The 20,987-nt window shown below is 52.0% G+C and carries 19 protein-coding genes; 1 reads left to right on the top strand and 18 read right to left on the bottom strand.

The window, feature by feature from the left end; genetic code table 11:
- Positions 1–2: 2 nt before the first annotated feature.
- From B5F29_RS06250 to gpr, 6 genes are all read right to left on the bottom strand, one after another.
- The gene (locus B5F29_RS06250; RefSeq protein WP_087153797.1) at positions 3–1,766 is read right to left on the bottom strand and encodes a cobaltochelatase CobT-related protein; all 1,764 of its coding nucleotides are present in this window, start codon (positions 1,764–1,766) and stop codon (positions 3–5) included.
- The gene (locus B5F29_RS06245) at positions 1,763–2,683 is read right to left on the bottom strand and encodes an AAA family ATPase (protein ID WP_087153796.1); all 921 of its coding nucleotides are present in this window, start codon (positions 2,681–2,683) and stop codon (positions 1,763–1,765) included. The genes B5F29_RS06250 and B5F29_RS06245 overlap by 4 nt, the downstream gene beginning before the upstream one ends.
- Before the next feature lie 24 nt (positions 2,684–2,707).
- On the bottom strand, positions 2,708–3,811 hold the full coding sequence (gene hemW / locus B5F29_RS06240; RefSeq protein ID WP_087153939.1) for a radical SAM family heme chaperone HemW: 1,104 nt from the start codon (positions 3,809–3,811) through the stop codon (positions 2,708–2,710).
- A 103-nt stretch (positions 3,812–3,914) separates the two neighbouring features.
- Entirely contained in the window at positions 3,915–5,729 is a 1,815-nt protein-coding gene (gene lepA, locus B5F29_RS06235; protein WP_087153795.1) for a translation elongation factor 4, read from the bottom strand.
- A gap of 46 nt (positions 5,730–5,775) precedes the next feature.
- Positions 5,776–6,933: a stage II sporulation protein P gene (gene spoIIP / locus B5F29_RS06230; protein WP_242955592.1), complete on the bottom strand. Its 1,158-nt coding sequence runs from the start codon at positions 6,931–6,933 to the stop codon at positions 5,776–5,778.
- 181 nt (positions 6,934–7,114) lie between these two features.
- Positions 7,115–7,987 (bottom strand): GPR endopeptidase, encoded by an 873-nt coding sequence (gene gpr / locus B5F29_RS06225; protein WP_087153794.1) that lies wholly within the window; start codon positions 7,985–7,987, stop codon positions 7,115–7,117.
- A gap of 190 nt (positions 7,988–8,177) precedes the next feature.
- Here gpr and rpsT point away from each other — a divergent pair, with 190 nt between their 5' ends.
- Positions 8,178–8,441, top strand: coding sequence for a 30S ribosomal protein S20 (gene rpsT, locus B5F29_RS06220; RefSeq protein ID WP_087153793.1), 264 nt, complete (start codon positions 8,178–8,180; stop codon positions 8,439–8,441).
- Between the two features lie 89 nt (positions 8,442–8,530).
- On the opposite strand, the gene holA is transcribed toward rpsT, so the two are convergent.
- The 12 genes from holA to argC all read right to left on the bottom strand — a co-directional run bounded on the left by holA (position 8,531) and on the right by argC (position 20,746).
- Entirely contained in the window at positions 8,531–9,508 is a 978-nt protein-coding gene (gene holA / locus B5F29_RS06215) for a DNA polymerase III subunit delta (RefSeq protein WP_087153792.1), read from the bottom strand.
- A gap of 81 nt (positions 9,509–9,589) precedes the next feature.
- A complete protein-coding gene (locus B5F29_RS06210) occupies positions 9,590–11,815 on the bottom strand; it encodes a ComEC/Rec2 family competence protein (protein WP_087153791.1) in 2,226 nt (741 codons plus the stop codon).
- On the bottom strand, positions 11,812–12,726 hold the full coding sequence (locus B5F29_RS06205; RefSeq protein ID WP_087153790.1) for a GerMN domain-containing protein: 915 nt from the start codon (positions 12,724–12,726) through the stop codon (positions 11,812–11,814). Before B5F29_RS06205 ends, B5F29_RS06210 begins: the two co-directional genes overlap by 4 nt.
- Before the next feature lie 19 nt (positions 12,727–12,745).
- Positions 12,746–14,176: a sensor histidine kinase gene (locus tag B5F29_RS06200; protein WP_087153789.1), complete on the bottom strand. Its 1,431-nt coding sequence runs from the start codon at positions 14,174–14,176 to the stop codon at positions 12,746–12,748.
- The gene (locus B5F29_RS06195; RefSeq protein ID WP_087153788.1) at positions 14,169–14,858 is read right to left on the bottom strand and encodes a response regulator transcription factor; all 690 of its coding nucleotides are present in this window, start codon (positions 14,856–14,858) and stop codon (positions 14,169–14,171) included. The genes B5F29_RS06200 and B5F29_RS06195 overlap by 8 nt, the downstream gene beginning before the upstream one ends.
- An 8-nt stretch (positions 14,859–14,866) precedes the next feature.
- On the bottom strand, positions 14,867–15,328 hold the full coding sequence (locus B5F29_RS06190; RefSeq protein WP_087153787.1) for a ComEA family DNA-binding protein: 462 nt from the start codon (positions 15,326–15,328) through the stop codon (positions 14,867–14,869).
- 79 nt (positions 15,329–15,407) lie between these two features.
- Positions 15,408–15,842, bottom strand: coding sequence for a DMT family transporter (locus tag B5F29_RS06185; RefSeq protein WP_087153786.1), 435 nt, complete (start codon positions 15,840–15,842; stop codon positions 15,408–15,410).
- A 59-nt stretch (positions 15,843–15,901) separates the two neighbouring features.
- Complete coding sequence (locus B5F29_RS06180) at positions 15,902–17,092, bottom strand: aspartate aminotransferase family protein (protein WP_087153785.1); 1,191 nt, start codon at positions 17,090–17,092, stop codon at positions 15,902–15,904.
- Positions 17,085–17,981: an acetylglutamate kinase gene (gene argB / locus B5F29_RS06175; RefSeq protein WP_087153784.1), complete on the bottom strand. Its 897-nt coding sequence runs from the start codon at positions 17,979–17,981 to the stop codon at positions 17,085–17,087. The genes B5F29_RS06180 and argB overlap by 8 nt, the downstream gene beginning before the upstream one ends.
- 14 nt (positions 17,982–17,995) lie before the next feature.
- Entirely contained in the window at positions 17,996–19,219 is a 1,224-nt protein-coding gene (gene argJ / locus B5F29_RS06170) for a bifunctional glutamate N-acetyltransferase/amino-acid acetyltransferase ArgJ (RefSeq protein ID WP_087153783.1), read from the bottom strand.
- A gap of 2 nt (positions 19,220–19,221) precedes the next feature.
- A complete protein-coding gene (locus B5F29_RS06165) occupies positions 19,222–19,680 on the bottom strand; it encodes a GNAT family N-acetyltransferase (RefSeq protein WP_242955591.1) in 459 nt (152 codons plus the stop codon).
- A gap of 25 nt (positions 19,681–19,705) precedes the next feature.
- Positions 19,706–20,746: an N-acetyl-gamma-glutamyl-phosphate reductase gene (argC, locus tag B5F29_RS06160; protein ID WP_087153782.1), complete on the bottom strand. Its 1,041-nt coding sequence runs from the start codon at positions 20,744–20,746 to the stop codon at positions 19,706–19,708.
- Between the last annotated feature and the right edge of the window lie 241 nt (positions 20,747–20,987).

The raw sequence follows: 20,987 nt of genomic DNA, 5'->3' as shown, positions 1-20,987 counted from the left end.
CTTTAATCCATCTCGTCCACCTGTTTTTTCAGATATCTCCCCACCACATGGGCAAACGTGGAAATATCCCGGATATAAGCAAAATCTTTTCCAAATATACGTCTCTCTGCCATAAGATCCTGTTCTTCTCCCGCGAACACGCCCAGTACGGAAATACCCTGTCCGCGGATCCTGCGCACTTCCGACGCAGTATCCTTGACCGCATATTCACCGGTATAGACTGCCGGGTTCCTGGTGTTGGGACGGTTGACCACCAGATCATTGGGCCTGCCGTCGCTGAGCACGATCAAAATCTTATTTTCTTCCTGACGGTCTTTCAGCCCGTCTGCCGCGGCCCGCAGCGCCAGTCCGTCCCGGTTATTGGAAGAGGAATAGAACTCCATCAGCCGCCAGTCCGCTTCTCTCCCTTCATCATATTCCCGGAAACGGTGCAGAACCGTATAATCCCAGAACGTACAAAAACCCATGACCCGGTGAGGAATACCCGCCCTGGACAGCGCCGACGAAAGAATATATCCCTGCAGGGCAATCAGGTGCTGCCGGTTCCGCTGGGAACCGCTGGCGTCCATGAGTACGTCCACCACAAAATCTGTATTCAGTTTCTTCATGGTCCGCTGAAACAGGCGCACATCCTCCGTACGGCCCGCTTTCCAGAGCTTTCTGGGGATGATGGCGCCGTAGGCCGCCTCTGTGCGCTCTTCCTCACTCCGGGCCTGAAGAGAACGTCTCAGGATATTGCCCAGCGCTTCTATATTATGTCTTGCCACCCTCTGGTTCTGACGGTAAAATCTCTTATTCGCCTCCAGGACCCGGCCCGCGATCACATAAGCGCTGTTCTCCTTTACATAATCGTGCAGAATCCCGTCTGTAAAATATAACTTACAGTCTGCATGGACGCCCCTGCAGATCCTACGGTTCAGGCGCTGCTGCTCCGCGTCGCTCAGATAAGAGCGTCCATAGTTCAGCTCGATATAACTGTACATTTTCTGAGCGGCTTCTTCGGTAATCAGGATCTTGCCCGCCTTCCGCCGCTCTGTCTCGTCCTCGTCCGCATGCACGGCATTCTCGGCCTGATTCATGACCTGCGCCGCGGCTTCCAGGGCGTCCTCATTGAGAAAATCCTGCCAGTTAAACTTTCTCAGATCTTCCGCGCTGACAGCCAGTACCTGTTCCAGCGTACCATGTTCTTTTTCAAACTCCGGATCTACCAGCCGGTTGTAAAAAGCGTCTACTTCCCGGATTACATCCATCGTATCTGCCGCATCTTTGACAGACAACAGTTCATCCACCTGCTCCCGGACGCGTTTCTCCGCCACATAGGAGCCGTCGATTCCTTCCTGCAGCATGGCGATCTTCACGCGCCCTACCATCTTCATACGTACCAGCTTGTCAAAATCCCGGTCCAGGATTGCTTCAAACGCTTTCCGCCTGAGAGAAACGACTCCTTTGCGCTCCGCCGTGATCTTATCCGCCACCGCCTGATCCACGCACATCTGCGCCAGCGCGGCGAGCGGAGCTTCCTCCGCGCCCAGGTACAGCTTTTTCACCAGATACATACCGAAATCATCCTTGGAGAAAAAGCGCGCAAAAGCTCCCTGCTTCACCGCGTCATACAGAGAAATATATTTGGAGTCACGAAATGATTCTACATCCGGCAGGACATCCAGCTCATAATCCCCGCTCACTGTCCAGAGCAGATTCCGCATCCGGTTCTCCAGCTCATACCGGTATTCCTCTTCTGCGTAGGTCTCATCCGTCCTGCTCATCCAAACACCTGCTCCTTCGTCCATTCTTCCGGAATCCGTGTCATCACCATATCCGCTACAATCTCTCTTTCAAAAATATCAAACGCTTTATTGGTCACTCCCATCTGAGCGGCCTGCCAGGGTTTGAGCCCGATCCGCACCGTTCCGAGCGCTGACAGAATACCTCTTAAATCTACCGCTTTCGTAGAGATCTCGCTGTTCTGCGCTTTCAGCTGCAGATCCAGGAACAGCCCCGCAAATGCCTGCAGAGCCTCCTGGCTGATATCCGGATAATCGTGGCGGATGATACGCACCAGATTTTCTTCCGACAAAGCCGGCATGTCAATGACCAGGAATCTGGACACCAGCGCTTCATTCAGTTCCTTTGTCCCTGCATATCCGTAATTCATAGTACCGATGAACCGGGCCGCCGGGTGCAGCCCGATCCTCTCATACCCCGGCACGTCGATCATCCTGCGGTGATCCAGAGTCGCGTGCAGCACACTTGCCGCGTCGTTCTTTGCCATATTGATCTCGTCGAATATTCCGAATCCGCCTTCTTCCGCGCAGCGATAGACGCTTCCTTTCCGCAGCTGCACCTCATTATTCCGGAATGTATCTGTCCCGATCAGGGAACTACTGTCCGTATTCACATTAAAAGAGATGTTATAGGATGGCCTCCCAAACATCCACGCCAGATTTTCCGCCAGAATATTCTTTCCTGTCGCCTTTGCCCCGGACAGCAGCAGATTGGATCCCTGCAGCAGCGCCGCGATCGCCATCTCCAGAATCTCTTTCCCATAAAACGGAATAGAAGGCTTTGTCACGCGCTCTTTTGCATTCTCCGAAACCATATATTCTTTCCGGAAATCTTCTACCTTCCTGATCAGATTATTATCTACTTTCTGTTCCTCCAAAAAAAGCAATTCTTCCTGCATTTGTTCTCCTCTTTCCTTTGGTTCTCAATCATCCAGGAACTGTGCCAGCACATAATTGCTCACATCGATTCCCCGGTTCGTCAGGCATATCCTGCCATTTTTTTCTTCTATCAGATGCTGCTCCTGCAGCCTGTCCAGCAATTCTCTGTAATGGGCCCTGTACGGTTCCGGATCCACGCCCTCCATCTTGCGCAGTCCCAGGAAAAAATACTCCTCGCGGACCGCCTGTTCTGACAGTTCCTCCCGCTCTCCGGCATAATTCCCCGCCAGATATTCTTTCAGATCACTCTGGTTCGCCGTCCGTACTCTCCCGAGCAGCGAGGCCGCTCCCAGGCCGAATCCCTTGTATTCCGTCCGGCTCCAGTACCCCAGATTGTGCCTGCACTCATATCCGGGTCTGGCGTAATTGGATATCTCATACCGCTCATATCCATGTTCATGGAGAATCCTGCGCGTATCCTCATACATCCGGCGGTCCGCGTCTTCTGCGGGCAGAAGCTCCGGATGTTCCTCATAACGGCTGTAAAAAGGCGTCCCCTCCTCTATGATCAGACTGTATGCCGAAATATGCTCCGGATGCAGTTCCAGTACCTTTTCCAGAGTATTGATCCAGCCCCCGCAGGTCTGTTCGGGAAGGGCGGACATGAGATCCACGTTTATGTTCCGGAACCCCGCTTCCCGGGCAAGACGGAAATTATCCAGAAATTCTTCCCAGGTATGGATCCTTCCCAGCAGCCGCAGTTCCCGGTTGTCCGCCGACTGCAGGCCGATACTCAGACGGTTTACGCCCGCCTCTCTCCAGGCATGCAGCTTTTCCGCGTCCATCGTACCCGGATTGGCTTCTATGGTGATCTCCGCGTCTTTCCGCAGGGGAAAAATCTCCCGGATTTTTCCCAAAATCCGCGGTATCTGACATGTCGGCAGAATACTCGGCGTACCGCCTCCGATAAAAACCGTGGATGCTTCATACGCCTCGGCAAGCGCGGACGCCCCCTCTGTTTCCCGGATCAGCTGTTCCACATATGCGCTCTGCACGTCTTCTCCTGCCGGTGCAGATAAAAAATCACAGTAATCACATTTCTTTGCGCAAAAGGGAATGTGAACGTATATTTCCAGTTCTCTTTTCATATAAAGAAGTATAAAGCATTTGGAGAAAGTGCGCAAGAAGAGGCAGAAAATAAGCCTGCCCCGACCATCAGGTACGGAGCAGGCCTGTATTTCGCCTGTTCTTTTATTTATCGTCCAGCTTCAGTACGCTCATAAAAGCCTTCTGCGGAATTTCCACGTTGCCGATCTGACGCATACGTTTCTTTCCTTCTTTCTGCTTTTCCAGAAGTTTCCGTTTCCGCGTAATATCGCCGCCGTAACATTTCGCAAGCACATCCTTGCGCATGGCTTTCACGGTCTCGCGGGCTATGATCTTCCCGCCCACCGCGGCCTGAATTGGGATCTCGAACAGATGACGCGGAATTTCTTCTTTCAGTTTCTCGCACATCTTCCGCCCCCTCTCGTACGCGGAATCACCATGTACAATAAACGAAAGCGCGTCCACTTCCTCCTTATTAATCAGGATGTCCAGCTTGACCAGATTGGACTGGACATAGCCTTTAAATTCATAATCAAAGGAAGCATAACCCCTGGATCTGGATTTCAGGGCGTCGAAGAAATCATAAATGATTTCATTCAGCGGCAGGTCATATTTTAAAAGCGCACGGGTCGCTTCGATATATTCCATCCCCAGGTATACACCGCGCCGTTCCTGGCAGAGTTCCATAATCGGCCCGATAAATTCGGTGGTCACCATGATCTCCGCGCTGACTACCGGTTCTTCCATATAGTCGATCTCCGATGGATCCGGAAGATTGGACGGATTGGTCAGTTCAATCATCTCTCCGCTGGTCTTGTGCACGCGGTAGATAACTCCTGGAGCTGTCGTCACCAGATCCAGATTATACTCCCGTTCCAAACGTTCCTGTATAATTTCCAGATGCAGAAGCCCCAGGAAACCGCAGCGGAAGCCAAATCCCAGCGCAGCGGAAGTCTCCGGCTCGAACTGCAGCGCCGCGTCGTTGAGCTGCAGTTTTTCCAGCGCGTCGCGCAGATCCGGGTATTTGGCTCCATCAGCCGGGTAGAGACCGCAGTATACCATCGACTGTACTTTCTTATATCCCGGCAAAGGTTCCGCGCACGGATTGGACCGGTCCGTCACCGTATCTCCCACCCGCGTATCCTTCACATTTTTAATGCTTCCGGTAATATATCCCACCATACCGGCGCTCAGCTCATCACAGGGAATAAACTGGCCCGCGCCAAAATATCCGACTTCCACCACTTCTGCTTCGGCGCCGGTAGCCATCATGCGGATCGGCGTCCCTTTGCGGACGGTGCCCTCCTTGACCCGGCAGAAAATAATAACCCCTTTGTAAGAGTCATACAGAGAGTCAAAGATCAGGGCCTGCAGCGGCGCCTCCGGATCTCCCTGGGGAGCCGGGATTTTCTTAATAATCTGCTCCAGCACCTCGTCCACATTTTCCCCGGTCTTTGCCGAGATCCGGGGGGCGTCCTGCGCCTCAATGCCGATCACATCCTCGATCTCTTCGATAACCCGTTCCGGTTCCGCGCTGGGCAGATCGATCTTGTTGATCACCGGCATGACCTCCAGGTCATGATCCAGCGCCAGATACACATTGGCAAGAGTCTGCGCCTCGATACCCTGGGCCGCGTCTACCACCAGGACCGCCCCTTCGCAGGCTGCCAGGCTCCTGGACACTTCATAGTTAAAGTCCACATGCCCGGGAGTATCGATCAGGTTGAAGATATACTCTTCCCCATCCTTCGCCCTATATATAGTACGGACTGCCTGCGCCTTGATAGTGATGCCTCTCTCCCGCTCCAGATCCATATTGTCCAGAACCTGCGACTGCATCTCCCGGCTGGTCAGAAGTCCGGTTTTCTCAATAATCCGATCGGCCAGGGTAGATTTCCCATGGTCGATATGCGCAACAATGCAAAAATTGCGGATCTTACTCTGGTCTACTGTCGCCATTCATTTTCCTCCGTTCAATCATACACGTACTCATCATAATAATATATCACGGATTAAAAACCTTATCAAGCACATCTGCCAGCGGTTCCATGGCATTCAGCATTTCCTGCAGCGTATTGGTCTGGGCGCCCGCCTCGATCAGCAGCGCCTTGTCGCTCAGATGCAGATTGTAGCGGAGACTTTTCAGATATATGTTCCTGGTAAAGCCGGGATAATACTGCTCGCAGAACAGTTTCAGCTGAAGAGTCAGAGCCAGGTTGTCTTCTATATAAGGATTATACAGATAATCAATCGGGCCATTCTTTTTGCTCATGCTCAGGCCGTTGAAAAACATCAGCCGGGCGGTGGGCTTTCCGTTGATCTCTGTCACCAGGTGCGTCCCCTCGGCCACGCCGTCCCGGTGGAGATCAATCACCGCCTGAACAGAAGGATTCTCTGCCAGGATCGCACTGATCTCGTCTTCCGCTTTGCTGTACGCTTCATTTCGATCCAGCTTTCCATCCACCAGATCATAAACACTGGTCACATGCATCACATTATATCCCTTTTCCCGCAGAAGCTCCGCCAGATATTCGCCCACCCCCACGATCGTGGTACTGTTATCCCCCGGAACAGAATCCACAAATCCTTCCTGGGAATGTGTATGATAGATCAGGATCTGCGGGCCGTCCGCATCCATATTGATGCTCATATCTTTCCCCAGCAGTTTTTCCGCGTTCAGCTGATCCGGCGTCACGGTCGTGTTGCTTTCCATAGTGTAAAAATGGCTGAACAAAAAGTCAAAATCCGCCAGTTCTTCCAGATTATAGATCGTCCCGGCTGCCACCGGCTCCGCCGCGGCCGCCTGCGTCTCCTGGGCGGCCAGTTCAGCCTGCTGCTGCAGCTCTTCCTGCTGTCTTGCCGCTTCCTCTTCCACTGCCTGCTCGTTTTCCGCCTCGGCCAGCGCTTCCACATCGTAAGCCTGGCCGTTCTCATCAGTCTCATTTTCGTCATGAACGCCTCCGGTTACCAGCATCTCGTAAGTAGCCGTACTCTCCAGAGCGTCCATTGGTACCGCGCCGTTCTGCAAACGGTATAAAGGATGCATCGCCAGCACTCTTTCTATGTACCATTCGTACCATGTATCTGCTTCTTCCTGTTCTTCCTCCAGAAACATACCGGGATACAGGCAGCGGACAACGTTCTCCAGAAACGCATCCCTCACTGTATCCCCTCCGTTTTTTATTATGACGGCCATATCAGCTGTCCAGAATCTTTGTCCGCCCACAAATACAATATAAAATCCCAAACAGAAAAAAACAAACCAGAGCGCCCGGTTCAATAATTTCGCCCAAACATTCATATAAGCATCCCCACCATTTTATTATATGGAAGAGATCCTTTTTCTATGACTGAACTTCCGTCTGAAAAGCCATATTCATGGCTTCCGAAAGCGTAAAACTTAACTGTTTAATCGTCTCGTCAATATTTTTCGGTGTTACAAACATCCCGTTCAGATGCGGAGGCATCTGTTCGCAATTTCCGCTCGCGTCATATATGATCGCCGCCGCTTCCACTACCGTAGGAACCCCGATGGCAATCACCGGAATCCCCAGACTCTCTCTGGTCAGGCTGCTGCGGTGATTTCCCACGCCGGATCCCGGCTGAATCCCGGTATCCGTCAGTTGGATCGTCCGGCTCAGCCTGCGGGTACTTCTTGCCGCCAGCGCATCCACCACGATCAGCAGATCCGGCTCTGTCTGAGCCACGATTCCTTGGATGATCTCCGAGGTCTCCATACCGGTCTGCGCCATCACTCCCGGCACGATCCCGCTTATCTGATTGACTCTTTCCGTACCCATAACCTGTTTTCCATATTCCCGGATCAGATGCCGGGTGATCAGAAGATTCGAGACTGCTTCCGGCCCCAGGGCATCCGGCGTCACATCCCGGTTTCCCAGACCGGCCACCAGGATCGAGCGCTCTTTTTCCTCTCCCATCAGTTCCCGCAGGCATTTCGCCAGCACCTCCGAGATTTCCCGGTGGTAGTCTTCATCCGGGGTAGCCATACCCGGCGCCTCCAGAGTCAGATAAGTCCCTATGGGTTTCCCCATCTCCTTCGCGCCCCTCTCGGTCAGTATCCGGACCCTGGTCAGGCGAATATCTCTTTTTTCATCATACTCCTCCTCCACCTCTACGCCATGAACCTCGGTATCACTTCCTTCAAAGCTCTCCCGTGCTTCCAGCGCCAGATCTGTCCTTATCCGAAAACGTTCCATGTGCCCATTCTCCTTTTGTCCTGTACTATTAACATTTTCCCTAAAAAAATGGAATTTATGTATTGACACCCGGAATCCTTTCGTCTAGAATATACTCGTGTGTTTCCATGCAAAGCTTTACCGTGTCTCGCTTTCATGACGCACGTGATTGATATAAAAATTAGAGAGTATATAATTGGAGGTGCACAAATTGGCTAACATTAAATCCGCAAAGAAAAGAATCTTAGTTACCGAGACCAGAACTGCCCGGAATAAGGCGATCAAATCCGAAGTGAAGACGATGGTGAAGAAAGTATACGCCGCTATCGATTCCAAAGATCAGGAAGCTGCAAAAGCTGCTCTGAAAGCTGCTGTTTCTACCATGAACAAAGCAACTTCCAAAGGCGTTTACCACAAAAACACCACTTCCAGAAAGATTTCCCGTTTACAGAAAGCCGTAAACGAGATGGCTTAATCCTGACTATAGAACAAAAACGGCTGGTACCGTCATGCCAGCCGTTTTTTTATCCTCTTTTATCTCTGCCGACAGCACGCTGGACTGGTTTATCCGCTGTATTTCATAATCAGGAGTTCCACGCCGATCTGGTCTCCCAGTCTCCCTGTTTTCACCAGTTCCTCCGTCTCTATACAGTCTTCCACTGCTTTTTTCAGTATCGGAGATGTAAACTTCCTGCATTGAGCCAGGTATTTTCCCAGCGCAAAAGGCGGCACTCCTGCTTTTTTCGCCATTTCTCCCTTTTCCATCCCCTGCGCGGACAGACTTTTCAGCTGCAGAAGCTGGTTAAACTGTCTGGCAATCAAAAACAGGATCCGCATGGGAGGTTCTTTCATCTCCAGAAGATCCGCATACAGATTAAGCGCCTTTTTCTGGTTTTTCTCCGTGATCGCCTGTATCATTTCAAAAATACGATTTTCCGTCTGCTCCGTACAGATCTCCTCCACATCCTTTGTGGTGATCACTTCCCGTCCCAGCGTATAACAAAGAAGTTTTTCCAGTTCCCGTTCAATATTTTCCATATCGGAACCGGTACGCCCCAAGAAGGCATGCATGGTCTCTTCCGTAATATTTTTCCCTTCTTTTTTTAAGATTCCCAGTACCCATCTGGCAAGCGTCCGCTCATCCTGCCTCTTGAACTCCACCACCCGACCGGTATTTTTGATCGCTTTGTAGACTTTTCCTCTCTTGTCCACTTCTGTTTCAGAAAAGATGATACAGGCGCTCTCCGGAATATCCGGGATATACTCCGCCATCTCCGGGCACGCGTTCTTGACAAATCCGCTGTCCTCTATCAGAATCACCCTGCGTTCCGCAAAAAACGGCATCGTTTCCGCCAGATCAATGATCTCTTTCGGGTTTATCCCTTTCCCCTCATAGACCGACACATTCATCGTATCCTCCGGATCAATCAAAGCCTCCCGGAGACGTTTCCGGTACTGATTGCGCAAATATATTTCCTCTCCGGTCAGGAGATACACTCTTTTAAACTGTCTGTTTTTGATATCTTCCATCAGCATTTTCATAATCTGATCTCATACCTCGCAGCCAAATATCTTTGATTATCACATTATATCATGTCCCTTGCCGTCCAACAATCAAAGTTTTTACGGGTCTGTTCTCCGGGTGTTTATATAATTCCGGATTCTTACTGTCCGCCCGTCCGTCCATATCCGTACCGCCCCGCTGTCTTTTGTGATAAATACCCGGCATCCTGCGTCTGCCAGCCTATGAAGCGTCTCTTCTCCCGGATGCCCGTATGTATTCGAGGCACTGCAGGAGATCAGCCCTGCCTCCGGTCGGATATACTGCAGAAACTCATCGCAAGACGAGTACCGGGAACCATGGTGCGCCACTTTCAAGATCTCCACATCCAGGAGCGCCTCAGTACGGATAATACGCCGCTCCGCATATTCTCCGATATCTCCGGTAAAAAGCATCTGAAATTCTCCATATTCCAGCAGCAGCACCATGGACAATTCATTGCGGTCGCCCAAAGACAGAGTCCGTTCCGGCCAGAGACAGGTCAGAGAAACTTTTTCTCCCGAAAGACGGTCCCCTGCTCCCATATACTGCAGCGGGATCCCGGCCTCCTGAAAAACTTGTTCCAGCTCCAGATAGTTGTCATCTTTCTCAGCGATCGCAGGCAGCACGGCACAGCCGATCCGAACGTCTCCTTCTACCCCGCTTTCCTCCGCCAGCTCTTTCAGACCGCTCACATGATCCTGGTCCGCGTGGGAAATCATCACATAGTCCACATTTCGGATTCCCCGCGCTTTCAGGAACGGTAGAATCCTGTAATTTCCCACTTCTGACTCGCTGGTGCTTCCTCCGTCCAGCAGGAACGTAGTCCCGTCCGGGCTCTGTATAACGAAAGAATCTCCCTGCCCCACATCCAGCATGGTGATTTCCAGACCGGTTCTGATTCTCACGCACATCAGCGCCGTGCAGAGCCCGAAAGCCGCCAGGCTGATAACGAGAGGAGTTTTCTTCGGCCGGAACGGGTCTTTTTTCATCCAGTATTTCTTTCGTCTTTTTTCTTTGTACAACAGCCCGATTGCCGCGGCCGCCGCCGTATAATAGAGCAGTATCTTTCCACTGCCCGGATCTCCCACCGACAGGACCGATCCCGGCAGGGACAGGCAGACTCCGCCTGCGCGGTCATAGATTTCCAGGATCAGATGACAGGGAATCCCGAATATACCTGCCGCCTTCAGCGAAAAAAGGCCCGTAATGCCGCATAAAATACCGCAGATCATCAATCCGCTCATAAGCGGGATCACCAGCAGATTCAAAAAAGTAGAATAAAGGGGATAAGTAAAGAAAAAATGAAGCAGAAACGGCAGCGTCAGAAACATCACCGACAGACTGACGCTCATCGACTGCCCCGGACCGGTCATTTTGGGGCAGTACAGATTCCAGAGGGGCTGAAACAAGGCGATCGCCAGCACCGCTCCGAAGGAAAGCAGAAAGGCGCTCTGCCTGGCGTTCAACGGATCCGTCACCATCAGAACCAACGCGGCCGCACCGATCGCCGTCAGCATATCATAGGTCCTGCCCGCCATGTCCGCCAGGACCGACAGGCTGCACATCAGCACTGCCCTGAGAGCGGATACGGACCCTCCGGTCATCCATCCATACGCGCAGAGAAATAAAAACGTGGGTATTCCGGCCAGGATGCAGGAGCCGCACAGTCTTTTCAGCATCCGATAGGTTCCCATCCCGATCAGAGATACATGAAGTCCGGAAATAGCCAGCAGATGGGATATGCCGTTTTTCTGATAAAACTCTTTTACTTCCGTGTCCAGCCCCTGCTTATCTCCCAATACCATCGCGCTTACCAGACCGCTGTCCCGTTCCGAAAGCACAGCCCGATAGACACTGCCGATGCGGCTTTTCACTGACAGCAAACATGTCTGTACCGGCAGCGCCTTCGTCTCTATGACAGATACTTTCTCCGCAAAAACTGTATAGGAAATCCCCTGGCCCCGATAGTAGAGCCTGGCGTCAAACTGTCCCGGATTGGTTGGTTCTTCCGTTGGATAAAGAGTTCCTGAAAGGGAAAGACTGGTACCCGGAGGATATACCTCCGTTCCATCCAGATATATCAATAATGTGTCCTCCCGGAAGTCTGTCTGTCCGGTCCGGACTTCACAGTTCTGCAGTTCCAGCTGCATACCGTCTTCTTTTTCTGTATAGCGTCCGACCCGCCCGGTAATCTGCGCCTCACACTTATCCGCCGCCTGCCGGGGTTCATAAAAGAACCCCGCAGGAATCACATTGAGAATCAGAAACACGAACAGGGCCAGACACGCTATCGGCCGTTGTTTCATTCGATCAAGTCCTCATTCATTTCAAAAGGCGTGTTGAAGCTGATGCCTTCCCGATAAACCATATTGGTCTCTCCGTTGATGCTGAACTGCACTTTCTGACAGGTCGTATTTTCTATCAGCGAATTTACAATCGAATATACGGGTATGCTCTCCGCCACATTGTATCCGCTCTCCAGGAAACCGTTATCCAGATTCACATAGCAGATGCCGTCTCTTACCGCGATGCTGACCAGCTTGGTCTCTGCGGGTATGGTCGGATATGCGCCTTCAAAAGGAGGCCCGGCAATCAGCTGCTCCACAATCAGTTTCTCCAGCGTAATATTGCTGTCATACTCCATCGTAACATAAAGAGGAACCAGTTTGTCTCCGGTCTCGTTGGCATAATACAGCGTCAGATCCGCGGTCTGGTACGCGGCAGGCTGTTCTCCTGCGGTCTCAATAAACTGATCCGCCGTCATCAGTCCCACTGCGCTCCCATCCGAGTTCATCAGCGGCTGGTCTGCCACCCGGAATCCCACATATTCCACCTCCGGCACCTGACACAGGGTTTTCACGACCGCGGCCCTGCATAAAACTTCATAGATCTTGGGAAGTTCCAGATATTCCATGGACAGATCCAGATAAAGCTGATTCTGATCCAGTTCCCATCCTTCCACTTTGACGCTTTCCGGAAGAGATGCCTTTAAGTTTTCATCCGAAGGAGGAGTCTTAAGCAGTTCCAGAAACGCTCCCGTCATGCCTTCCGCATCTGTCTCTGCCACTTCGATTCTCTCATAATCCAGACCTGTCTCATCCTGCTCCACATACCAGATCTGATAACCGCTTCCCTCTTCCTCCTCGTTCTGGCCGGCACATCCCGTCAGCATACAGATCAGACTCAGCACAAAGAGAAGCAGCGTCCATTTTTTCATGTATTCATTTCACCTCTGTCTATACAATATACCGGAGCGGAATCCTGACGGTAAACGTGGTCCCTTCTCCCACTACGCTCTGCACTTTGATGGCGCCCCCATGAGCGACCACCGCGTTCTTGGTAATGGCCAGCCCCAGACCTGTGCCGCCGATCTCTCTGGAATGGGATTTATCACAGCGATAAAACCGCTCGAAAATATTATCAAGCGATTCCTGGGGGATACCGATTCCGGAGTCGCTGACTTTCACATAAAAATATTTATGGTCCGCATCCAGAGTCACCCTCACCCATCCGTTTTCTTTATTGTATTTGATGGCATTTTCCACCAGATTCGTAAAGGCAAGAGACAGTTTTGTAGCGTCTATCTCCGCGCTCACGCTCCGATTGCTCTCAAAAACCACCTCTACTTTTTCCTTCTCGGCAATAGGACGAAGTCTCTTCAGAATCTGTTCCAGAAACTCATTGATATCCGTAACCGCCACATTCACCTCAGCAGCTTTCCGGTCCATTTTCACAAGCGTCAGCAGATCGGAGATGATCGTATTCTCCCGGTCAATCTCCTCCGCGATATCTTTCATAAACTCCTGATAGAGTTCCACCGGGGCTCCCTCCTGCACCAACAGAGAATCCGCCAGCACTTTCATAGACGCCAGCGGCGTCTTCAGCTCGTGGGACACGTTGGAGACAAATTCCTGGCGGGATTCCTCGATGCGGCGCAGTTTCGCCAGCATCAGGTTGAACGTATCGGAAATCTTTTCTGTCTCCGTACAGTCATGGATATCCAGGTCGTCCGCCAGCGCGCCTTCCACCAGCCCGCCGATGGACTGATTCATATGTCTGAGCGGTTTAACCAGCCAGCCGGACAGAAGAATCGCCAGCGCCAGTATACAGATTCCAATAGCCGCCAGCCATGTCTCCATAGACTGACGAAGTGTTTCCAGATTCGCGGTCTGCGTATCTGTGGACGCTGTCACCAGAATCACTCCGATGATCGTCTGGTCTTCTTCTCCCCCGGTGGTAATCGGAACTGTCAGTTCGATAAACCGGCCCCCATGTCTGTAATCCACTGTCTCGCCGCGGAAACACCGGATCACGCTTTCCGCTATGATAGTCTTGCCGTCCTCCAGATCATAAGTATCTTCGACAATCTTAAGATCCTGGTCTATGATAATGATCCTGCCGTCATAAAGCGTCGCCAGCTGGGTCATCTCACCTTCCAGCGTCTGATTGTCCATATTTTCAAAATAACTCGCGCTGCTGAGCTGAGTTGCCAGAATCTGGCACTGATTCCTCACATCATTTCCCAGCTGGGTTATAGAAAGCCGGTCATAAGCGGCCAGAAAACCGCCGGCCACCAGCAGGGCCGGAATAATCCCGATCAGGATCAGAAAAACCATGATCCTGAAGTTCAGGCTCCGGAGAAATTTTCTCACATTCATCTTAAGCATTGAAATAATACCCTACTCCCCACTTCGTATGTACATATTTGGGTTCGCTGGGATTCTGCTCGATCTTCTCGCGCAGACGCCGGATATGGACGTCCACTGTCCGCACGTCTCCCGGATAATCATAGCCCCATACCGCGTTGAGCAGATGATCCCGGCTGTAGACTTTGTTCGGATTCAGAGCCATCAGTTCCAGCAGATCAAACTCCTTCGCAGTCAGATTGATCTCCTTTCCTCCGATGGTCAGACGGCGGCTGTCACAGTCCATATGCAGGTCGCCTTTTTCTATCACCCGGTTTGCCTCCTTCTCCGGCGCTTTTTTCTTTGTACGGCGGATAATGGCCTTGATCCTGGCTTTCACTTCCAGAATATTGAACGGCTTTGTAATATAATCATCCGCTCCGTACTCCAGTCCTAATATCTTGTCCATATCGTCCCCTTTTGCCGTCAGCATCACCACCGGAACGTTAGAGAACTCCCTGATCTGCTGGCATACCTCAAAACCGGTCAGCTTGGGAAGCATCACATCCAGCAGAATAATGTCATACTCCTTTGCGCGCACCATTTCCAGAGCCTCTTCCCCGTCATATGCGCAGTCTACTTCCATCCCGTCCTGCTCCAGGCTGAACCGGATACCTTTTACAATTAATTTTTCATCATCCACTACCAATACTTTCTGTGCCATCTTTCACCTCAACGAACTACGATCTGATCCTGTATCTTTGAAAAAATGCCTTCTTTGATACCGGGGATCAACATGATCTCCTCGATGCTGACAAAAGGCCCGTTCTGTTCCCGGAATTCAATGATCGCAGCAGCCCGCGTCTCTCCGATCCCGTTCAGCGTCATCAGCTCCTCCGCTCCGGCGGCATTAATATCTATCAGCTCCTCCGCCCGGCTTTCTTTTTCCGGCTGCGTATCCGTGCCTGCGCCAGACAGATTCCCTTCATCCTGCTCCTGAGATGATAAGGTTCCATCTGCATCACCGTCCGATAACTCCGGCCGTGTACTGTCGTATTCCTCACAGGCAAAAACCATCTCGTCTTTATCCTGCAGAGAAAATCCGCAGAAAGACATCCCGCATCCGGCAAGAGCCGCGCACACGGCGCCTGTCAGTATACCAAAGAATACATTTTTCCCAAACTTTATTTTCATGCCTTTCTCCTTTCGAAGAAAAGCTTTCTGTGTCCAGTTTTTATTGTAACGGAGTTGGACAGGAAACACAAGGGCTATCTTAGGTTTCCCATTCAAATAATATAACGCCGCCCACTGCCACCAGAAGCCCGATCAGTTTCCGCCAGGAAAACATTCCCTTATCCAGGCCGAACAGACCCAGAAGCTCTACCGCCCAGGAAACCGTAAGCTGGGCGATCACAATCAGCATGGTCGCCCTGGCCGGTCCCAGGGCAGACATACTCTGGATCACCGTATATGTGATAAAAGCTCCGAAGACACCTCCCAGAAGCATATATTTCGGCGTCACTTTAGCGATGGCCATCAGACTTTCCCGGTCAAACATTGCCCAGATCGCCAGACACGCCAGAAGCGCGCTGAACTGCACCCATGTGGCGGACACCCATACGCTGCTCTGTTTCGTCACCTCCGTATTGAATACTCCCTGCAGGCTCATCAGCGCCCCCGAAAGTAAAGCGATAAAAAATCCGATCATAGAGAGAACCTCCTTTTTACGAACATTTTCTCCCCACGATCGGATTCTTATACACACGGTCAGAAAGACCGTTCCAGTTTTTCCGCCATTTCATCCACGTCCGCTTCCGTGATCACCAGCGGCGGCAGAAAACGCAGCACATTCGTCCCTGCTGTGATGATAATCAGCCCCTGCTCCAGAGCACGGTTTACGATCTCGCCCACAGGTCTGCCGGTTACTTCCAGTCCCTGGATCATGCCTTTTCCACGACGCTCCGCAAGAAAATCGTACTTATCCACCAGATCATCCAGTTTCCGGGTAAGGTATGCCCCCACCTTCTGTACGTGTTCCGTAATATGCTCTTTCTCATAGATGTCCAGCACCTTGCTCACCGCCGCGCATACCAGGGGATTCCCTCCGTAGGTGGTGCCGTGGTCCCCCGGAACCAGCGACGTTTCCGCGGCTTTCTTTCCAACCGCGAACGCTCCCACCGGGACGCCGCATCCAAGGGCCTTCGCCACAGTCATCACATCCGGTTCCACACCGTATTCCTGCCATGCGAACATGTAGCCCGTACGGCCCATACCGCACTGGATCTCATCCAGGATCAGCAGAAGATCATGTTCATCGCAGATCGCCCTGACGCCGCGCAGGAATTCTTCCGAAGCCACATAGATGCCGCCCTCGCCCTGTATGGTTTCCAGAATAATCGCGCAGGTTTTATCGGTGATCTGCGCTTTCACGCTCTCCAGATCATTGTAGTCCGCGAAACGCACGCCGCCTACCAGCGGTTCAAAGGGCGTCCGGTAAGCTTCCTTCCCGGTAACGGACAGCGCTCCCATACTCCGTCCGTGGAAAGAATGGTTCATGGCGATGATCTCATACCTTTCCGGCCCGTACTTCGTATAAGAATATTTTCTTGCCACCTTCAGCGCCCCTTCGATGGCCTCCGTACCGCTGTTGGTAAAAAACACCTTTTCCAGACCGCTGGCTCTGCGCGCCTTTTCCGCTGCTTCCATCATGGGAACAGAATAATACAGGTTTGAAATATGGGTCAGCTTATCCGCCTGGGTCTTCAGCGCTTCCGTATATTCCGGATTACCGTATCCCAGAGACTGTACCCCAATGCCTGCGGCGAAATCCAGATACTCTTTTCCTTCCACATCATAAAGCCGCACGCCTTTCCCATGATCCAGGACAATCTGATACCGGTTGTAGGTGTGCAGAATATTTTCTTCCGCTTTCTCGATATATTCCTTTTCCTTACTCATGATAATACTTTTCCTCCGAATCTCCAAGGATCGCCGTGCCTACGCCCTTGTTGGAGAAGATCTCCAGCAGAAGACTGTGGCGGATCCTTCCGTCCATAATATGCACTCTTGAAACGCCTGCCTCGATCGCGTCGATGCAGTTGGAAAGTTTCGGCAGCATTCCGCCGCCGATGGTACCGCTCCGGATCAGTTCTTTGGCCTCTCCCACATGGATCTCCGAGATCAGAGAATCCTTGTCGTCGAAATCCCGGTAAACCCCTTCGATATCTGTCAGGAACGCCAGCTTCTCCGCTTTCAGGGCCTTGGCGATGGCGCATGCCGCGTCGTCCGCGTTGATATTGTAAGTGTCGAAATTGCCGTCCATCCCCACCGGGCAGACGATCGGGAGAAAGTCCTTTTCCAGCAGGTCGTAGAGAATCTTGGGATCCACTTCCGTGATCTCTCCCACATAGCCGATATCATGCCCGTCGGCGTATTTCTTCTCCACCTTCAGAAGACCGCCGTCCTTCCCGCTGACGCCTACGGCTTTTACTCCCAGCTGCTGTACCATGGACACCAGGCTTTTATTCACCCGGTTCAGGACCATCTCCGCGATCTCCATGGTCTCTGCGTCGGTCACTCTCAGCCCGTTTACGAATTCCGCTTCTTTTCCGACCTTGCTCACCCACTTGCTGATCTCTTTTCCTCCGCCGTGTACGATGATCGGCTTGAATCCTACCAGTTTCAGCAGGGTCACGTCGCTGATCACGCTCTTTTTCAGTTCTTCGTCCACCATGGCGCTTCCGCCGTATTTCACCACAATGATCTTGCGGTTGAATCTCTGTATATAAGGAAGGGCCTCCACCAGTACGGCGGCCTTCTCCAGATAAGTCTCCATCTCTTCTCTCATTTCGTCATGCTCCTTCAGCTCCTGTAATCTGCGTTAATGTTGACGTATTCATGGGTCAGGTCGCAGCCCCATGCCGTAGCGCTGCAGATCCCCATTTTCATATCCGCGATGGCTGTCACATGGTCCTCGGAGAGGATCTTTGTCGCTTCTTCTTCACTGTATCCTGTGGATACGCCGTTTTCGATGATCTTCAGCTTTCCTGCCGCGCTCTCAAAATACAGATCCACTTTCTCCGGATCGAACTGCACGCCCGCGTATCCCAGCGCGCACAGGATCCGGCCCCAGTTGGCGTCATGTCCGTAGATCGCCGCTTTCGTCAGGCTGGAAGTGACCACGGACTTGCTCAGAGTCACGGCGTCCGCCTTGCTGGCTGCTCCGATTACCTTCACCTCAAACAGGCAGGTCGCTCCCTCTCCGTCCCCGGCGATCTTCTTCGCCAGTTCTGTATTCACGTAATGAAGCGCTTCTTTGAACGCCTGATAATTCTCGTCCTCCCGGTCAATAACCGGATTTTCCGCCATGCCGTTGGCCAGCAGCAGCACCGTGTCATTGGTGGAAGTATCTCCGTCCACCGAGATCATATTGTAGGTGTCCTGCACATCCTCGCTCAGCGCCTTCTGAAGCAGTTCTTTCGTGATCGCCGCGTCTGTCGTCACAAAAGAAAGCATCGTGCACATATTGGGGTGAATCATGCCGGAGCCCTTGCACATGCCTCCCACCGTCACATCCTTATCTCCGATCCGGATCCGGACCGCCGCATACTTGGGCTTCGTGTCCGTAGTCATGATCGCTTTCGCCGCTTCCAGACCCGCTTCCTCTGTGGAGGCTTTGCTCTCTGCCAGAAGGCCGACGCCCTTCGCGATGCGGTCTATCGGAAGCTGCATGCCGATCACCCCTGTGGATGCCACCAGCACGGAACCCTCCGGGATATGAAGGGCCTTCGCCGCGGCGGCAGCCGTCTCTTTGCAGTAACCGTATCCTTCCGCTCCCGTACAGGCGTTGGCGATACCGGAATTGATCACCACCGCTCTGGCTTCCTCTCCGCCGTAAACGACCTCCTGGTCCCACTTTACCGGCGCGGCTTTTACCACATTCGTCGTAAATGTTCCCGCAGTGACGCAGGGAGCCTGGCTGTACACCAGCGCCATATCCTTTCTGTCCTTATACTTGATCTGCGCTTCCGCAGCCGCCGCCTCAAATCCTCTGGCAGCCGTCACGCCTCCGGCGATGATCTCCATATCTATTCCTCCTCGATAAATGCCGTGATATTTTCTTTATTTAATATAAAATCATAATAGTTCAGATCTTTTCGTTCCGTCCATCCGATCCGGTTCCAGAACGCATTTCCAATATCGTTCCTCGTAAACGCGATCAGGCTGACATTGGTGATCTGCTCCTCCTGCAGCGCTTTCATACAGGCCACCACCATGGCCTTTCCCACTCCATGTCTGCGGTATCCTTTCCGCACGCATACATGGTAGAGACATCCTCTTCTTCCGTCGTGTCCGCAGAGAATCGCTCCGATCAGCTTATCCCCATCCCATGCGGTCATGCTGGTGGTGGGATTTCTCTTCAGGAACCGGGCGATACCCTCTCTGGAATCGTCCATGCTGCGCAGGCCAAATCCTCCGATCGTCTTCCACAGCGCGTATACCTTGTCGTAATCCTCGATCGTCATGACCCGTATATCTATATCCATCGTTTCTCTGTCCTTCCCTGCCTGTTTACGGGAACAGCGGAGCCATCCTGAGTCCCTCCGCCTCGTCCAGTCCGAATACCAGGTTCATATTCTGCACAGCCTGTCCGGCCGCGCCTTTTACCAGATTGTCCATAGCGCCCATCATGATGATGCGTTTTGTCCTGGGATCGATCTTGAATCCCACGTCCACATAATTGCTGCCTTCCACCCACCGGGTCTGGGGGCACACATCCTGCTCCAGCACGCGGACAAACCGTTCCTTATCATAATATCGGTCATAGACCTCTTTCACTTCTTCCCAGGTCACTTCTCTCTTCAAAGAAGCATAGGCGGTCACAAGAATTCCTCTCTGCATGGGCACCAGATGCGGCGTAAAGCTGATCGTCATGGGTTCGCCCGCTGCCAGGGAAAGCTCCTGCTCGATCTCCGGCGTATGGCGGTGGGTCGCCACTCCATATGCCTTGATGTTCTCATTGACCTCACAAAACAGATTGTCCACCTTCGCCCCTCTGCCCGCGCCGGATGTCCCGGACTTGGCGTCAATGATCACGGTGGATGGATCGATCAGCCCTTCTTTCAGCAGCGGATAGATGGACAGGATACTGCAGGTGGGATAACATCCCGGATTCGCCACCAGACGCGCCTTTTTCACCGCCTCCCGGTTGATCTCGCACAGCCCGTATACGGCTTCGTCCAGATACTGCTTTGCCTTGTGTTCGATCCCGTACCACTCCTCGTAAACCGCCGCGTCCTTGATGCGGAAATCCGCGCTCAGATCGATCACCTTTACCTTATTTAATATATCGTCGTTTACCAGCGACGCGCACAGGCCCTGAGGCGTGGCGGTGAAAATCACATCCACCTGCTTCGCCATCTCTTCCATATTGTCGTCCAGACACCGGTCGTCCACCAGCTGGAACATATTCTGATATACTTTAGCGTACTTCTGGTCCACATAGCTTCTGGAACCGTACCATTTAATCTCGGCCTCCTTATGCCCCAGCAGAAGGCGGACCAGCTCCCCTCCGGCATAGCCGGTGGCTCCGATGATTCCAACTTTTATCATAATCTCTTCCTCTTTTCTGATCTGTACTGAAAACTAATTCCCATCATATAACAAACAGAAGCCGAAGTAAATACCTCCACCCTGTTTTTTTGCATGTTTTCTCATTCCACTCGCATAATTATACATTTATTATTGAATTTATGCAATATATTTTTATAAAAAAGTCATTTAATGCATATTTTTTCACTTGCATTCCATCTGCACATGATGTATAGTAGTATGCAGCAAATCCATTATAAAA

The sequence above is a fragment of the Lachnoclostridium sp. An196 genome, from assembly GCF_002160135.1.
In the GTDB taxonomy this organism is placed as follows: Bacteria; Bacillota; Clostridia; order Lachnospirales; family Lachnospiraceae; genus Hominiventricola; species Hominiventricola avistercoris.
This window is presented reverse-complemented; position numbering and strand designations above follow the sequence as displayed.

What these genes read in the sequence shown, in the direction of transcription:
- B5F29_RS06250 (WP_087153797.1), bottom strand. Translation starts at nt 1,766, where the DNA reads ATGAGCAGGACGGATGAGACCTACGCAGAAGAGGAATACCGGTATGAG.
- B5F29_RS06245 (WP_087153796.1), bottom strand. Translation starts at nt 2,683, where the DNA reads ATGCAGGAAGAATTGCTTTTTTTGGAGGAACAGAAAGTAGATAATAAT.
- hemW (WP_087153939.1), bottom strand. Translation starts at nt 3,811, where the DNA reads ATGAAAAGAGAACTGGAAATATACGTTCACATTCCCTTTTGCGCAAAG.
- lepA (WP_087153795.1), bottom strand. Translation starts at nt 5,729, where the DNA reads ATGGCGACAGTAGACCAGAGTAAGATCCGCAATTTTTGCATTGTTGCG.
- gpr (WP_087153794.1), bottom strand. Translation starts at nt 7,987, where the DNA reads ATGGAACGTTTTCGGATAAGGACAGATCTGGCGCTGGAAGCACGGGAG.
- holA (WP_087153792.1), bottom strand. Translation starts at nt 9,508, where the DNA reads ATGAAAATGCTGATGGAAGATATCAAAAACAGACAGTTTAAAAGAGTG.
- B5F29_RS06210 (WP_087153791.1), bottom strand. Translation starts at nt 11,815, where the DNA reads ATGAAACAACGGCCGATAGCGTGTCTGGCCCTGTTCGTGTTTCTGATT.
- B5F29_RS06205 (WP_087153790.1), bottom strand. Translation starts at nt 12,726, where the DNA reads ATGAAAAAATGGACGCTGCTTCTCTTTGTGCTGAGTCTGATCTGTATG.
- B5F29_RS06200 (WP_087153789.1), bottom strand. Translation starts at nt 14,176, where the DNA reads ATGCTTAAGATGAATGTGAGAAAATTTCTCCGGAGCCTGAACTTCAGG.
- B5F29_RS06195 (WP_087153788.1), bottom strand. Translation starts at nt 14,858, where the DNA reads ATGGCACAGAAAGTATTGGTAGTGGATGATGAAAAATTAATTGTAAAA.
- B5F29_RS06190 (WP_087153787.1), bottom strand. Translation starts at nt 15,328, where the DNA reads ATGAAAATAAAGTTTGGGAAAAATGTATTCTTTGGTATACTGACAGGC.
- B5F29_RS06185 (WP_087153786.1), bottom strand. Translation starts at nt 15,842, where the DNA reads ATGATCGGATTTTTTATCGCTTTACTTTCGGGGGCGCTGATGAGCCTG.
- B5F29_RS06180 (WP_087153785.1), bottom strand. Translation starts at nt 17,092, where the DNA reads ATGAGTAAGGAAAAGGAATATATCGAGAAAGCGGAAGAAAATATTCTG.
- argB (WP_087153784.1), bottom strand. Translation starts at nt 17,981, where the DNA reads ATGAGAGAAGAGATGGAGACTTATCTGGAGAAGGCCGCCGTACTGGTG.
- argJ (WP_087153783.1), bottom strand. Translation starts at nt 19,219, where the DNA reads ATGGAGATCATCGCCGGAGGCGTGACGGCTGCCAGAGGATTTGAGGCG.
- B5F29_RS06165 (WP_242955591.1), bottom strand. Translation starts at nt 19,680, where the DNA reads ATGGATATAGATATACGGGTCATGACGATCGAGGATTACGACAAGGTA.
- argC (WP_087153782.1), bottom strand. Translation starts at nt 20,746, where the DNA reads ATGATAAAAGTTGGAATCATCGGAGCCACCGGCTATGCCGGAGGGGAG.